This is a genomic window from Paenibacillus sp. FSL H7-0756 (assembly GCF_038006765.1).
Classification (GTDB): Bacteria; Bacillota; Bacilli; order Paenibacillales; family Paenibacillaceae; genus Paenibacillus_AQ.
Genome location: NZ_JBBOVT010000002.1, coordinates 1,760,529 through 1,776,329, shown reverse-complemented (window position 1 = coordinate 1,776,329; position 15,801 = coordinate 1,760,529). Strand labels below are relative to the sequence as shown.

The following is a 15,801-nucleotide window of genomic DNA, read 5'->3' as shown; positions in this document are numbered from 1 at the left end:
TTTTCCACTTGCTTGCCCGTAATCCTCCGAAATCCACAAACTAAGATACATTAATCCACTTACTTATTGTACCAGTGTAGTCGGTATCCCCCAGCGCCCGCCGGTTTGCCATCACTCTTCCATCCAGCTCATATATTTCCCGCAGTAAAGGCTTCACCGTCCTGACAGAAGGATGATGAAGCTGTTCTCGCTTCTCCAGTCTAGATGGACTTGCGGAATTCCGCCGGAGTCATGCCGGAGAAGTTACGGAACAGCTTGATGAAGTAGCTGACGTTGTCATAGCCGAGCTGCTCCGCGATCTCCACGATGGTCAGGTTCGTCTGATTCAGGAGATCGCGGGCCTGCTCCATTTTCATTCTGGTCACGTACTCAATGAAGGTCAGTCCGGTCTCCAGACGGAATAACCGGCTGAAATGGGTGGGGTTCAGGCCCAGGCGCTTCGCCATCTCCTCCATTCCAACCTTCTCGCTGATATGATTCATGACATAACGTTTGGCTTCAGCCACCTCTTTGCGGACATTCTGCTTCCACATGGAGCTCAGCATGAGTATTTTATCCTTCAGGAATTCCTCCAGCCATTCCATGAGCTGCTCCAGCGTCTCGAATTCCTGGATCGAGCGCTGAAGCCGCTCACTGTTGAAGTTGTTAACGAAATTCTGCATGACTACATATTTCAATTCCAGCTCCATCACCATCTTGAGCAGCCAGCTCTTCACACTCTCCACCGGATATTTCTGGTCCCCGATATACTGCTTGATCTCCCTGACCTTGGCCGCTATCTGCGAGCTGTCCTCCTGCTGAATGCAGTCCCTTAGCTGCTGGAGAATCTCCGAATAATGCACGAACAGGTCCTCGCCGCTGGTCTGGACAGGCGTATACTTCATAATCGCTCCCTCGGCGGTATAAAAGCGCAGCGCATGGGAATCCAGCAGCGCCTGAATCTGCTTCTTGATGTCGATCAGACTTGGAGTAGCCTCCCCGTAAAAGAAGGAAATCCCCATCCGCAAATGCAGCTTCGCCATTCTCTGGACATGCCGGAATTTATCACGGAACTCCTCATAAAGATTGCGGACGAGGATATGCGGCAAAGGAATGAACAGGATGAACTGCCGTTCCGTGAGCGCGAACTGGATAATGCCGTCCATCTCCAGGAATTCCTGCAGCACATTATCCATCACGAACTGCAGGTTCACCACTCCGCCAAACCGCCGTTCCAGCTCATAGGAGCGCTCCGGGACGGCCAGTACGGGCAGATACGGTGTGCCCTTGTGCAGGCTGATGCCCATCGCTTCAGCTTGTCCGAACCACTCGGCTTCATCCCAGACCGGCTGCTCCACGAACATGCGGATGAACCTGGTCCGGATGGCGGCGTGGTTCTGGCTGACCAGCTTCTCCATCTGGAGATAGTGGTTACGGGATTTCAGCTTCACCTCCAGCCGGGCCACCGCCTCCGTCAATACAGCAATCACCTGATCGATCTGCAGGCTCTCCTTCAATATATATTCGGCTACATTCAGCTTCACAGCTTGCTGGGCGTATTCGAATTCCCCGTGGCAGGACAGGATAATCGTCTGCAGCTGAGGGTTCATCTCCCGCGCCTTCCGGATTAATTCCAGTCCATTCATCGCCGGCATGCCGATATCCGTAAGCAGAATATCCGGCTGATGCAGCTGGCAGGCTTCCCAGGCCTGTCTGCCGTCCGAGCAGCAAGCCGACAATTCAAGGCCGAGGGTGTCCCAGGGAATCGCAGCGCTTAAATACTCCAGGACAGGATAATGATCGTCTGCTAGTACTACTTTATAGGTCATGAATATCTGCTCCTATCCGCTTCACGGGCATGATTAACTGTACGGCGGTGCGCTCCCCGTGAATGCTCTCAATGTTCATCTCGAAGCGCTCCCCGTAGATTAGCTTGAGCCGCTGGTAGACGTTGATTAACCCGATGCCGTGAGCGGACTCTGCCACTGGCGTCCCTTCAGTACTCATGGCGCCTATCTCCGCATCCTTCTGCCTGATGTGCTGAAGCAGGGCGGCGAGCGTATGCTCCTCCATGCCCGTGCCGTTGTCCTCGATCTGAATGGTCAGCCTGGACTGAACGAGTCCGATGGTGATGACCACCCGTCCTCCGCCCTGCAAGAACCCGTGCTTGTAAGCATTCTCAATAATAGGCTGCAGGATGAACCTTGGCACCATCTCCAGCAGCAGCTCTTTGTCCACATGCACCTCATATTCCGTAGGATATCTCATTGTGAACCGCATTAACTCCATATATTGCTTGGTGAAATCAAGCTCGCTGGCAATGGAGACGAATTCCTCACGGCTGGAAAAGCTGGCCCGCAGCATCGCGGAGAGGGAGCCCACAATTGCAGCATTCTCCTCATCCTGCTTCATTAGCAGCTTCAACCGGATCGAGCTAAGTACATTGAATAGAAAATGAGGGTTAATCTGGGCTTGAAGCATCGCTATCTCCGCCTGGCGCTTCAGTTCCTGCTCGCTCTCCACCTGCTGGAGCATCTGCTGCACCCGGTCCAGCATGTTATCGAAGGAGTGCCCGAGGCTGCCGATCTCATCGGTTCCCCGGATACCCGAGCGCACCATGAGATCTCCGTCCTCCACCCGGCGCGCCGCCTTACCCAGGACAAGCACAGGCTTGGTGAATCTCCGCAGCAGAACAGTAAGCGCGAACAAGAAGCTGACCGCAAACACCGTCTGAATAATCAGGCCGGTCCGGTTTATCCCGTTCAACCGTTCCGTCAGCTGCTCATAGGGAGCAACACTGATCAACCTCCACTTGGCATATTTCAGCGGCAGCGAGAGGAGGAGCTGGTTTTCCCCTTTGAACTTGACGATGTCAGGGAAGGCCAGCTCTTCTACTGGCAGCAGCTTGTCAAAGCTAGTGCCTATCAGCTCCTGGTTCCGGTTCGACAGAATGTTCCCCTCTTCATCCAGCAGATACACATCCTCTTCCAGTGAAGCAAACCGCTCACGGATCGAAGCCTCACTGCGGCTGACAATCAGGTAAGCGTAAGGGGCGGCAGTTGTTTCTTCTCTTAAGGCGCGTGCTGTCATGAAGATATAAGGCTGCTCAGCCCTCAGGGACGTCAGGTAATTGTCTTCTGCTCCCATAAATAAGGTATCATACGGCGGGAGCTGCTCCAGAGTAGCGAACCAGCGCCGCTTCAGAAATTGCCGGGGATCATAATCATAGAAGGAATAATCGGAATAGGCATGTCCTTCCTTGTCCAGCAGGGTAATCCGCAGATCGATGGTATCTCCGGCCACCTGCTCCAGGCGGCTGGTCAGGGTCCGCGCAGCTACGGGATTAGTCTTGGCATCCTCCAGCAGGGTCTTGATCTCCGGATCGAAATGGACGAAGTTCGACACCGACACCATCTCTTCGAATATCACATCAATCTGCGACTGGACAATTCTCAGGGACTGCGTGGACTTCTCCAGGGAATGCTCCCGGATAATCAGCTTGGAATAGACATTGGTAATATAGATCATCCCCAGTGCCGGAATCACCAGGCAGGCGATGGAGGTAAGGATTAGCTTTTGCCGGAAGGAGAGCTGACTGAGCCTGTGCTTTTCTTTCATTAATATCCCTCCCGTAGTAGACCTTCACAGACTTATGGTACTTGATTCTGCGGTTCGGCTCATCCAATAATTTTTTCAATTTAGAAAAAATAATGCTATACAAAGTTTTCGCCACAGATAAATTCGTTGCATGTGCTATGAAATTTGCCCTTCTATAATAAAGCTACAAACATAAAAAGAGGTGGATAAAGTGGAGGTTATTACTGAAGAGGGAACGGCAAAACGGTCCGGCAGCCCCGGGATAAGCAAGATGCGCAAGCAATCCTTTTACGACAATATTGCAGGGTATTTATTCATTGCCCCCATGCTCATTCTGACCGTAACGCTGGTAATTATTCCGATTCTCCTATCCGGTGTGATCAGCTTCTCGAACTGGAACTTTGTATCCGGGCTGGACGGGTTTCAATTTGTCGGTCTGGATAACTACAGCCGGCTGGTGCAGGATGAGTCCTTTCACCGCTCGCTCTACAACAACCTGATCATGATCGCCGTCGTTCCGGTTGCGATGTTCCTGGCGCTGGTACTGGCGGTGCTAATCAATAAGGCAACGTATTTCAAAACCTTTTTCAAAGTGATCTATTTTATGCCCTTCATCTCAAGCTTCGTGGCGATTGCCCTGCTCTGGAGAGTGCTCTATCACCCGAACAACGGTCCGATCAACGGCTTCCTCAGATCTATAGGGTTCGAGCATCCGCCTATGTGGCTGGCTGATCCCAAGTTTGCCCTGATCTCGGTCATGATTATTATGGTCTGGACTTCCCTCGGCTTCAATATGGTCATCTATCTGGCGGGCCTGCAGAATATCTCACGGGATTTGTATGAAGCCGCCGATGTGGACGGGGCCTCACCGCTCAGACAATTCTTCAGAATTACACTGCCGATGCTGTCGCCTACGTCCTTCTTCCTGCTTATCACAGGAGTTGTGGGGTCCTTCAAGGTCTTCGATCTGATTATGGTGTTAACCGGCGGCGGTCCGGCAGGCTCAACCTCAGTTATTGTCTACTATCTGTACGAGGTGGCGTTCGTGAATCTGGAGTCGGGTTATGCTTCGGCGATGGGCATTATTCTGCTGATCCTCATCCTGCTGGTGACCTTGTTTCAATGGGTCGGACAAAAGAAATGGGTCAACTACTAGGAGGTATACACATGCGATCGATCAAGCTTAACCGGGTTATTGTCACCGTCTTCATGGCGGTTGCGGGCATTCTGTTCATTATGCCATTCTTATGGATGCTCTCTGCTTCCTTCAAGCCTGAGCTGGATGTTATGAAATATCCGATAGAGTGGATTCCGGCGAAATGGAATGCGGTGGAGAACTATAAGCAGGTCTGGGCGGGTGCCGTGCCGTTCACACTCTATTACTGGAATACGACGAAGGTTACCCTGATGTCTACAGCGCTGTCGCTGATTATCTCCGCTATGGCGGCTTACGGCTTCTCCAAAATCATTTTTAAAGGGCGGGATATTCTCTTCCTGGTTGTCCTGGCCACCTTCATGATTCCAACGCAGGCCATTCTGGTTCCGCAGTTCATTATGTACCGCTGGCTTGGACTGTTCGACAGCCATTTCGGGCTGGTGCTGCTTGCTGCCTCCGGGGTGCTGGGAACCTTCCTGCTGAGACAGTTCTTCCTTGGAATCCATGATGAAATTATTGAATCGGCGCGGATTGATGCTGCGGGCCACTGGACGATCTTCATGCGGATTGCCATGCCACTGGTGCAGCCAGCCCTTGCTACCTATATGATTCTCCGTTTTATCTGGACCTGGAATGATTACCAGAATCCGCTGATCTTCCTTCGTTCCGATTCATTGTTTACCCTGCAGCTGGGCATCCGGAAATTCGCTGATTTCAGCGGCGAGTTCTACTCCTTGATGATGGCAGGCGCTGTATCGGCCATTCTGCCGTTGTTAATTATTTTCATGGTCGGCCAGAAGCAGGTGATTGAGGGAGTTGCGATGGGCAGTGTCAAAGGCTAGACTAATTACATTACAGGGGGCCAAATCATGTCAAAAGTAAAACGCAATCTATTCATCGCCGTACCGCTGTTATCCCTGCTGGTATCCGGTTGCGGAGGCGCCGGCAATGCAGAGAAGGAGCCGGCGGCAACGGGTGCCGGAACAGGTGCAGAACAAGCGGTAACCATTAAGCTGAGCAACTGGTATGCCAAAAAAATGGACAACTGGGATGTCGTGATTGCCGAGTTCGAGAAGCAGCATCCGAACATCAAGGTGGAATTCGCCTCTGCCGAGGACAACAATTCCAATGAATATTATAAGAAGCTCGATCTCGCAGTCGCGGGCGGCGATGATCTGGATATTATCATGTTCAGTAACATGACCTTCCTGTCCCAGCGGGCGGGGCTTGGCATGATCCAGCCGCTGGATGAGTATCTGGCTAAGGACGGCATTAATTTCAAGGATGAATACACCGCCGATACCAGCATTGACGGCAAGGTCTATGGCCTGCCCGGCAAGTCCTCCCAGGGTCTGGTGATTATCAACGAGGATCATCTGAAGGAGGCGGGACTTGAGCTGCCTAAGGACTGGACCTGGGATCAGTACATGGATTACGCCAAGGCGATGACGAAGAAAACGGGCGATAAAACCCGGTACGGAACCTACTTCCACAGCTGGATTCAATATGGCTACGTAGTGCAGAACTTCGGCCAGCCGGTGAATGCCAATCTGACTACCGATGACGGCAAGACCGCCAATATCGACAATCCGTTCATGCGCAAATCGCTTGAGCTGCGGCTTCGGGGAGAAACGGAAGGCTCCGCAACCCCGTACTCCGAGGTGGTCAGCCAGAAGCTGAACTACAGACCGCAATATTTCAACCAGGATACCAGTATGCTTGTTACGGGCACCTTCCTGATCCCGGAGACTGGCGGAACGGATACCATTCCGGCTACCTTCAAGACTGTGTTCGCTCCGCTGCCGAAGATGAAGATCGAAGATCCGATGTCCTCGAACGTGAGCGGGGATGTCCTGAGCATCTACAGCAAGTCCAAACATAAAGACGAAGCCTACACCTTCATCCGCTGGTTCTCGACTGAAGGGATTGTGCTGCAAGGGAAGAATATCCCGTCCTGGAAAAAAGCTGACTTGAAAGATGTGGTGGACCGGATTATCGCAGGCAGCAAGACCCCGGAAATGATCGACAAGGCTTCGCTGCTCTATGTTCTGGAGAATACTATACCGACTACGGCAGCTACAGCGGTGCCTTATCACGCTGAACTGGAAAAGGTACTCCTGGAGGAATTCGATAAAGTGATGCTGTCAGGTCAAAGCATTGATGATACCATTCAGCACGCACAGACCAAAATACAGAAGATTATCGATTCCAAATCCTAAGAAGCAGATATCACAGAGTAGATAGGAGTGCTAACCGTGCTGTATCCAATAATGACGGAAACCCGCAGTTTGTACGATCTGGGCGGGGTATGGAATTTCAAGCTGGACGATGGCTCCGGCTGGGAGGAGAACTGGCAGGCCTCCAAGCTGACAGATACAATCCCTATGGCGGTACCTTCGGCTTATAATGATCTGGGCGTAAGCCCGGAGATTCGTAATCATGTCGGCTGGGTGTGGTATGAGCGGGAGCTGACGCTCCCTTCGAGCATCCTGAATGAGCGGCTGGTGTTGCGCTTCGGCTCGGCCACCCATAAGGCCAAGGTATATATCAATGGAAGCTTGGTCATGGAGCATGCCGGCGGATTCCTGCCCTTCGAGGGCGTGATTAACGGCTATATCCGGCCTGGAAAGAACCGGTTGACCGTAGCTGTTCATAACGTCGTGGATTACACCACATTGCCTGTTGGCCTGTACACGGAGACCGAAGGCCCGGACGGGAAGAGGAAGGCGAAGAACCAGCCGAACTTCGATTTCTTCAACTTTGCCGGACTCCAGCGGCCGGTGAGAATCTACTCTACGCCGCGAACCTTCGTTCAAGATGTCACTGTCCTAACCGATTACAAGGAGGAGCTGGAGAAGGGGAAGCAGGGAACCGTCCGCTATAAAGTGGACATTAGCGGTGAAGCCGATATCCGGGTTACGGTGCTGGATGAGGAAGGGGTTGCCGTCTGCTCCGCCACGGAATCCTCCGGGGTGCTGGATATTCCCTACGTCAGGTTATGGCAGCCGCTGAATGCCTACCTGTATACCTTGAAGATTGAGCTGCTGCAATCGGGCCAACTAGTGGATGTATACGAGCTGCCGTTCGGTGTGCGGACGGTAGAAGTGAAGGACGGGCAATTCCTGATTAATGGCGAGCCCTTCTACTTCAAGGGCTACGGCAGACATGAGGATACTCCGTTCCATGGACGGGGCCTGGATGAAGCGGCGAACATTATGGATTTCAATCTGATGAAATGGTCCGGGGCCAACTCCTTCCGCACGGCCCATTATCCTTACGCCGAGGAAGTGATGCGGCTGGCCGACCGTGAAGGCTTCGTCGTGATCAATGAGACCCCGGCAGTGGGCCTGGACCTTAATTTCCTCGTGATGTTCTCAGGGGGTTCGAAGAAGGATACCTGGGCAGAGGTCCAGACCTTCGGACATCACCAGCAGGTGATCCGGGAGCTGATCAACCGGGATAAGAACCATGCCTGTGTGGTCATGTGGAATGTTGCGAACGAACCGGCCTCCTATGAGGATGGGGCGTACGAATACTTCAAGCCGCTGATCGAGCAGCTGCGGGAGGAAGATCCACAGCACCGTCCGGTGACCCTTGTGACGCATATCGAAGCCTCACCAGCTAACGATAGGATCTCTGAGCTGATCGATGTGCTGGCCTTCAACAGGTATTACGGCTGGTATGTGGACGGGGGAGACCTGGAGTCTGCGAAGGTTAAGCTGCGGCAGGAGCTGGAAGCGTGGAGCCAGCGGTGCCCTGGCAAGCCAATGATGATGACCGAATACGGAACCGATACCGTGGCCGGAATGCATGATGTGGAGCCGATCATGTTCACGGAAGAATATCAGGTGGCGTTCTACCGGGCGAATCATGAAGTCTTCGATGAGTTCCGGGAGTTTGTGGGCGAGCAGGTCTGGAATTTCGCCGACTTTGCCACCAGCCAGGGTATCATCCGGGTGCAGGGGAACAAGAAGGGCATCTTCACCCGTGACCGCAAGCCCAAGGCGGCAGCCCACGAGCTGCGCCGCAGATGGACGGCGATACCGGATTTTGGCTATAAGAAGTGAAATGAACTTTCGGTTGCAGCGCAAGCTTGCAAACCTGCAAGCCTGCAAGTTTGCAAACTTGCAAGTCTCCAACCCTTCAAGCCTCCCGTTATGGGAGGCTTGTTTTTTTACAACAACCCCCGGCTCGGCTGGGGGGCCTTGATGATTCGTGGCAAGAGGGAAGGGCGGACGGAGTTGGAAAAAAGGCATTTAATTTTGCCGTAATCGAGGGTTAGGGGGAAGTGGTTGGAAAAAGTACACTTAATTCCTGGAATCCGATGGATTTAGCAGAAGTTGGGCTGAGTAAGCTGCATTTTTCCAACTAATTAGTTCACGTAGCCCTTTACCGTCATATTAAATGTACAATTTCCACTTCTATAAGTCCGCCGTCATGAGTCAGACGCTGTAGCCCCCCACCCCCTAATGATCCAGTCCCGCCTTCCGCAGACACTGCGCCTTCCCGCTCCACTTCCCGCGAACATTCTACATTCTGTTTTATTCCTGCTTGGCATATCTGCCCGGGGATACTCCGGCCACCTTGGTGAAGCTGCGGATGAAATTGGCGTAATCGCTGAAGCCGGATTGATAGCAGGCCTCGGTAAGGCTAAGCCCGTCGCGGAGGTAAGCCTTGGCTAACGAAATCCGGCGGTCCAGTATGTAGGAACGCAGCGTCAGGCCTGTGTGTTGTTTGAACTGGCGGCTGATATAGGTGCTGTTCAAATGAAAGATACCGCTAAGCTGCTCAAGCGTGATGGCCTGCCCCAGATGGGCATCAATATACTCCATCGTCCTGCGGACCAGCTCCGGCATGATATCCGCAGGAACGATGCTCGTTCTATGAAATACGGTGTTGGTCAGCACCAATAGTTGAGCAAGTATGCTGTTGGCGAGGATATCTGCCCCATACGCATCCGATGAGAGGACCTGCTCCAGATCGCCGGTCAACCGGAGAATCTGCTGAAGCTCGGCTTCCTCCAGACGAACGATGTTGCCCTTCCCCTTCGGGCGGTAATCGAAGCACCAGGATAGAGGAGTAGCCGGAGTAGACAGGCGGTGCAGATAAGATTTTTGGAGATTGATCGTAATCCGTTCATATTCCGATTCATCCTGGCTGAAGGAACGATGCATTTCTTCCGGATTCAGTACAAGCAGATCTCCGCGCTGCAGGTGGTAGCAGCTGTTCTCAACATAGAACTTGACGTTGCCGCGCAGAAATAAATAGAGCTCATACGCTTCATGGCGGTGATAGAAGGTTCCCATATTGTAGGTGGTTGTCCTGTGCAGGTAGAGGTAATCTTTATGGATAGGGTCATAGTGAAGCTCAAAGGGCTCGTTCATGGGTAACCTCCGGATCATTTCGCGCAATAATAACAGCGGAACCCGCAATGATTCTTCTCTGGAAATACTTTAAAATGACATTATCCTAGCATGCAGGAATAGGATTTGCAACCCTTTTATCGTAAAAGAGCAGACTGGAGGACAGGATAGTGGAACTGATCATAACGGCAAGAAGCAAGACTCAGGAAGGTTCTGAGTATACCAGACTTAACGGGCATGGACTACATGCATCCGTAGAGATAACAGGCGGGGCAGGCAGTGCGCGGCAGCCTTTTCAGGCTCATGTACAGATCACGAATCGGAACAGCACGCCTTGGTCAGGCGTCATTCACGTGGAGCTGCCGTTCGCCAAGGAGGATCCGCGTTTTTTTCTTCCCGCAGTTATGTATGGCCGTAACCGGGGAGAAGCTCCGCAGAATGTCCCGAACGAATTCCCAAGATTAAGGGAGGGCCAGCCCGCGCGTCCTTCTTCTTCCTGGTGGATGGTGCGCAGCGACCGGCTGTCGCACCCTGCAGCGCTTGTATATGACACTGGCAAGGTGTACGGATTATGCGCCAGCCCTTATTTTATATACAGGGAAGGAGAGAAGCTTCAGTGGAAGCCAGGGCTGGAGGGGGAGTTCTTGCAGTATGGCGGCTTCACCTGCTCGCTTGCCAAGGGAACGGTCGGGTATACGCTGGGGTATGAGAATGCTCCGCTTCTGTTCATCAAATCGCATCTCGTCAAGGAGCGGGCACCGCTGGAGGAGAACTGCTTCGAGCTGGCGGCTTCGGAATCTGTAGAGTTCACATTGGATCTGTATGCGTATGCGGCCGGGTCTGAGCTGGGCATCCATGCTGCACTGGAAGAGATCTATTCCAGCTATCATCAGCCACCAAGATCCGGCAGTGATAGGCGGACCGCAGCGGCCGACCTGTCGAAGGCGATCTATCAATATGCATGGCTGCCTGAGGACCGGAGCTACACAACCTTTGTCTATGAGGACAAGGAGACGGGCGGGTACCGGTACAACAAAATCATCTCCACCAGCTGGACAAACGGTCTGACTGTAGCCACTCCTATGCTGATGGCTGCGCTGCGGCTGGGGGATGAGACTATGCGCGGGCAGGCCCTCTCCTGCATTGAGAATATTATCGCGAACTCTCTGAACCCGGCTTCCGGTCTCCCTTACGAGGCCTATCAGGACGGGAAATGGAGCATTCACGGCTGGTGGTTTGACGGGATGCGCACGCCGGGACATTCCGCTTATCTGTGCGGACAGGCCTTATTCTATATTATGAAGGCCTATGAATATGAGAAAAGGCTCAACCATGTCATCCACGAGGACTGGGTGGACTTCGTGCGCAAGATTCTCCCTGTACTGGAGAGAAGCCGGAATTCGGACGGTGAGTATCCTACGATTCTCTCCGAGAGAACCGGTGCCGGGCTTGAATACGATTCCTTCAGCGGGACCTGGATCATGGCTGCAATAGCCTACTATAGCTGGCTAACCGGAAACCGGTCGCATCTGGACAGCCTGAAGCGCAGCGAGCGGCATTATTACGAGACCTATGTAAGACGGCTGGAATGTTATGGAGGCCCGCTTGACACGGATAAAGCGATAGATTCTGAAGGGATTTTGGCGTATATCCGGGCGGTCCGGTATCTGCATGCCCTTACCGGGGATGAGCTGTATCTTGATCATATGAGAGATGCCCTTGCTTACGAATTCACCTTCAAATTCGCCTATAATTCTCCGGTGAAGGTGCCGCCGCTCAGCACGGTGGGCTGGTCCAGCTCCGGGGGGAGCGTGACCTCAGTCGCCAATCCGCATATTCATCCTATGTCGAGCAGCGTGGTCGATGAGCTGTATTATTATGTGAAACAGCGTGAAGATCCGTATGTGAAGCAGCGGATGCTGGATACCGTGGGCTGGGGCTGTCAGACCTACAACAGATATGACCGGGAGTTCGATCATGGCTTGACGGGCTGGATGTCCGAGCGCTTTTGTCATTCCGAGGGTCTGGTGACCGAGACCTACAGTGACGGCTCACCGGCCAGCACCTGGTTCTGTCTGATGCCCTGGGCCAGCAGCAGTATTATTGAAGGTCTGGTTGGCGATTACTGGGAGGCGGACAGCAAGTAGCGCTATTAATTCTCAATGTTGATATTCTGCCAAAAATATAACCGCCCTGCAGAGGGCGGTTAATTAAGCTGTCGTAAATTTCATACCAGCCGTCTGCACTACATTTCCTTGAATTTCAGTGGAACCATCTTCTACGAATACCGGAATTTCAAGTGCTGATATCAACTTAGTCCAGAACTTAACAGCTTTTACATTCGATTTGAACATCCCCACCTCGTAGCGGCCAGAATACAGTTTGAAGATTTGCTTGACAGCATCTTTGGCTATATTCGTGCCTCTGTATTTGGGCAATACAAATAGCTCCTGCACTGAATAGTCCACTTCCTGTGCAACATAAGGAGGGGAGGTAACCAGAATAAACCCAACGATTTTGTCATCAAACTTGATAAAGTAAGGATATAACCGTTCATCCCTATAATACGGCGAGATATCTTCCATTTCGAATGTACCTTCTGCTCCAATATCCTCCTGTGAGTAAGCAGAAAGCTCATAGAGATAATAATTAAATAAGTTTTCAAATTGTTCTTTGTTTGTACCTGTTATTTGTTGAATTGTCGCTTTCATCTCATTAACCCCCATATTTTCTCAGTACCCTAACGATAGAGTATCACACATTACGTCGAACGTAAGGTGAGAAGACAGCTATAATTAACGTTACCTTTTTCAAAAGAATGTCCGGGCACTCAGGACAGCATACTGGCCCGGTATCTGCCCGGGGACATCCCGGCGACCTTGGTGAAGCTGCGGATGAAGTTGGCGTAATCGCTGAAGCCGGACAGCTCGCAGGCGGCTGCGACACTCCTGCCGGAGGTAAGGTGGCTCATGGCCAGGGAGACGCGCTTGTTCACGATATAGGAGCGGACGGTAAGCCCCGTGTGCTCTTTGAACAGCTGGCTTATATATTTACCGCTGTAATGAAATTCCTGCTCCAGCTGGGCGGAGTAGATCGGTTCGAGCAGATGCTCCTCGATGTAAGCCATCGTCTGGCGGACCAGCTCCGGCATGAGATTATGCGGCAGGGCGGCGGAAGACTGCTGCAGAGTGTTGATGAATACTAACAGCCGGGTGGCATAGGAATCGGCCAGCAGATCCTGTCCGTATTCCTCGGAGTGAAGGCTATGGATTAATTGATCCGCCAGTCTGGAATAGAAGGCGCACTGGTCGCGGGAGAGCCGGATCAGCGTGTTCTGCCCGGAGGGAAAGGCATTGAAGCAGGCCAACAGGTTCGTGCGGCTGCTGGATAGCCGCCGCAGGGCAGATCTTCTCAGGTTCAGCCCGATCCGTTCATACATCTGATTGTCGGCACAGACACAGCGGTGCATCTCACCTGGACGGATCAGGAACAGATCGCCGGGGGAGAGCTTGTAGCAGGACTGCTCCACATACATATAGGTATTGCCTCTCAGGAACAGGTAGATTTCATAAGCATCGTGCCGGTGGTAAGGCTGAGCCGGGCTGAGCTGCTCTGTGGTGGTTGATTTGTGGAAGCAGATCATTTCTTGGGGAATCGGAGTGAACTCATACTGGGCAAGTTGTTCCATGGCATCCATTCCTTTAATTGGATATATAAGGATTATTGGTATCCGCGCAATATAGTATCGCTGATATGCAACGACGATATATCAATTATTTAATATAATACAGGAATAGGAAGCGCTTGCAAGTGCTTCAAGGAAAAAGGACAAGCCTGTACAGGGTACAGCTGCCGCTTCGATTAGACAGGAGGTGTGGCGGGAGAAGATCCGGCAGAAGTGACATGAGCCCAATTATATTGAAGAGGAGCTGAAGCAATGAAATCCAAGTTCAAAAAATCACTGTTGACCCTATTGGCTAGTGTGACCATGCTGTCTGCAATGGTAATTTCGCCGCCGCCCAAAGTAAATGCGGCCAGCGATGTGACCGTCAATCTGTCCGATCAAAAACAGGTGATCCGCGGGTTCGGAGGCATCAACCACCCGGTCTGGATCGGCGATCTGACGGCCGCGCAGCGGGAGACCGCCTTCGGCAACGGGGCGAACCAGCTTGGGTTCTCCATTCTGAGAATTTCTGTAGACGATAACAAGAATAACTGGTCTAAGGAGCTGGACACGGCCAAGGCGGCCGTTGCCAAGGGAGCCATTGTCTTCGCTTCACCCTGGAATCCGCCTGCAAGTATGACGGAGACCTTCAACCGCAACGGGAATACCTCAGCCAAGCGGCTCAGATACGATATGTATGGTGCGTACGCCCAGCATCTGAATGATTTCGTGACGTACATGAAGAATAACGGGGTGGACCTGTATGCCATCTCGGTGCAGAATGAACCGGACTACGCAGAGACCTGGACCTGGTGGACGCCTGCCGAAATGCTAAACTTTATGAAGAATTATGCCGGTGCGATTAACTGCCGGGTTATTGCACCGGAATCTTTTCAATATCTGAAGAATATGTCTGACCCGATCCTGAATGACTCCCAGGCGCTGGCCAATATGGACATTCTGGGGGCGCATTTGTATGGCACACAGGTGAACAACTTTGCTTATCCGCTCTTCAAGCAGAAGGGTGCAGGCAAAGAGCTGTGGATGACCGAGGTCTATTACCCTAACAGCAATAACAACTCGGCCAACCTGTGGCCGGAAGCACTGGAAGTGGCATACCATATGCACAATGCGCTGGTGGAAGGGGATTTCCAGGCTTACGTATGGTGGTATATCCGCCGTCAATACAGCCCGATGAATGAGGACGGCAGTATCAGCAAGCGCGGGGACAGTATGGCCCAGTTCTCCAAGTTCGTCCGCCCGGGTTATGTCAGAGTGGATGCCACCAAGAACCCGAATACCAATGTCTATGTCTCGGCCTACAAGGGAGATAACAAGGCAGTTATTGTCGCTATTAACAAAAGCACATCGGCCGTAAGCCAGAAGTTTGTCCTGCAGAACGGGACGGCCTCCAGTGCCTCGGCATGGATCACGGACGCGAGCCGCAAGGTTGCTGCGGGAGCATCCATCAATCTATCGAACGGTTCCTTTACAGCCCAGCTTCCGGCGCTAAGTGTAACGACCTTTGTAGCGGAACTTGGAAGCGGAGGCAGCACCGGAACCGGAACTACTTATGAGGCTGAGACTGGCACCACACTGACGAATGCCGCCGCAGAGACAGTCAATGCCGGTTATACGGGCAGCGGCTACGTCAATTTTAATGCGGCAACGGATGCTGCGATCCAGTGGAACAGTGTGTACTGTGCGGTGGCCGGGACCAAGAATCTGAAATTCCGCTATGCCCTGGAGAGCGGCACAAGAAATCTGGATGTGTATGTGAACGGCAGCAAGGTCATCAGCAATACTGCGTTTACCGCAACGGGTGCCTGGTCCTCCTGGGGGGAGAAGACGGTTCAGGTCCCTATGATTGTCGGCAACAATACGGTAAAAGTGGTGACTACCGGTACGGAAGGCCCCAATGTGGACAGCATTACTGTGACCGCCCAGTAGTCTCTGGAGCCTCAACGGTTCAATAGCCTGAAATTCAATCCTGGCTTGTAGACAGCAGCTTGCACAGTGCTTTTACAGGCCGGGATTTTTAA

11 protein-coding genes are annotated in these 15,801 nt (G+C 52.4%); 6 read left to right on the top strand and 5 right to left on the bottom strand.

All coding sequences use genetic code 11. The features are described 5' to 3' along the window. Positions 1–200: 200 nt before the first annotated feature. Both NST04_RS24455 and NST04_RS24450 read right to left on the bottom strand, forming a co-directional pair. Entirely contained in the window at positions 201–1,808 is a 1,608-nt protein-coding gene (locus NST04_RS24455) for a response regulator transcription factor (RefSeq protein ID WP_341186544.1), read from the bottom strand. Further along, positions 1,798–3,597: a sensor histidine kinase gene (locus NST04_RS24450; protein WP_341186543.1), complete on the bottom strand. Its 1,800-nt coding sequence runs from the start codon at positions 3,595–3,597 to the stop codon at positions 1,798–1,800. The genes NST04_RS24455 and NST04_RS24450 overlap by 11 nt, the downstream gene beginning before the upstream one ends. Before the next feature lie 250 nt (positions 3,598–3,847). Between NST04_RS24450 and NST04_RS24445 the strand changes: the two genes are divergently transcribed. The 4 genes from NST04_RS24445 to uidA are packed head-to-tail and all read left to right on the top strand — an operon-like array spanning position 3,848 to position 8,799. Beyond that, the gene (locus tag NST04_RS24445; protein ID WP_445667953.1) at positions 3,848–4,732 is read left to right on the top strand and encodes a carbohydrate ABC transporter permease; all 885 of its coding nucleotides are present in this window, start codon (positions 3,848–3,850) and stop codon (positions 4,730–4,732) included. An 11-nt stretch (positions 4,733–4,743) separates the two neighbouring features. Further along, complete coding sequence (locus tag NST04_RS24440) at positions 4,744–5,574, top strand: carbohydrate ABC transporter permease (RefSeq protein ID WP_341186541.1); 831 nt, start codon at positions 4,744–4,746, stop codon at positions 5,572–5,574. 27 nt (positions 5,575–5,601) lie between these two features. Next, positions 5,602–6,951 (top strand): ABC transporter substrate-binding protein, encoded by a 1,350-nt coding sequence (locus NST04_RS24435; protein WP_341186540.1) that lies wholly within the window; start codon positions 5,602–5,604, stop codon positions 6,949–6,951. Positions 6,952–6,987: 36 nt separating this feature from the next. Then, the gene (gene uidA / locus NST04_RS24430; RefSeq protein WP_341186539.1) at positions 6,988–8,799 is read left to right on the top strand and encodes a beta-glucuronidase; all 1,812 of its coding nucleotides are present in this window, start codon (positions 6,988–6,990) and stop codon (positions 8,797–8,799) included. A 474-nt stretch (positions 8,800–9,273) separates the two neighbouring features. Here the strand turns inward: uidA and NST04_RS24425 are convergent, their stop codons facing one another. Continuing rightward, positions 9,274–10,116 carry an AraC family transcriptional regulator gene (locus NST04_RS24425; protein WP_341186538.1) on the bottom strand — a complete coding sequence of 281 codons (843 nt, stop codon included), beginning with the start codon at positions 10,114–10,116 and terminating at the stop codon, positions 9,274–9,276. 149 nt (positions 10,117–10,265) lie between these two features. On the opposite strand from NST04_RS24425, the gene NST04_RS24420 reads away from it, so the two are divergent. Further along, a complete protein-coding gene (locus NST04_RS24420; protein ID WP_341186537.1) occupies positions 10,266–12,242 on the top strand; it encodes a hypothetical protein in 1,977 nt (658 codons plus the stop codon). A 63-nt stretch (positions 12,243–12,305) separates the two neighbouring features. On the opposite strand, the gene NST04_RS24415 is transcribed toward NST04_RS24420, so the two are convergent. After that, positions 12,306–12,806, bottom strand: coding sequence for a GNAT family N-acetyltransferase (locus NST04_RS24415; protein ID WP_341186536.1), 501 nt, complete (start codon positions 12,804–12,806; stop codon positions 12,306–12,308). A gap of 119 nt (positions 12,807–12,925) precedes the next feature. Then, entirely contained in the window at positions 12,926–13,783 is an 858-nt protein-coding gene (locus tag NST04_RS24410) for an AraC family transcriptional regulator (protein WP_341186535.1), read from the bottom strand. Between the two features lie 249 nt (positions 13,784–14,032). On the opposite strand from NST04_RS24410, the gene NST04_RS24405 reads away from it, so the two are divergent. Then, positions 14,033–15,709 (top strand): carbohydrate-binding protein, encoded by a 1,677-nt coding sequence (locus NST04_RS24405; protein WP_341186534.1) that lies wholly within the window; start codon positions 14,033–14,035, stop codon positions 15,707–15,709. Positions 15,710–15,801 lie beyond the last annotated feature (92 nt).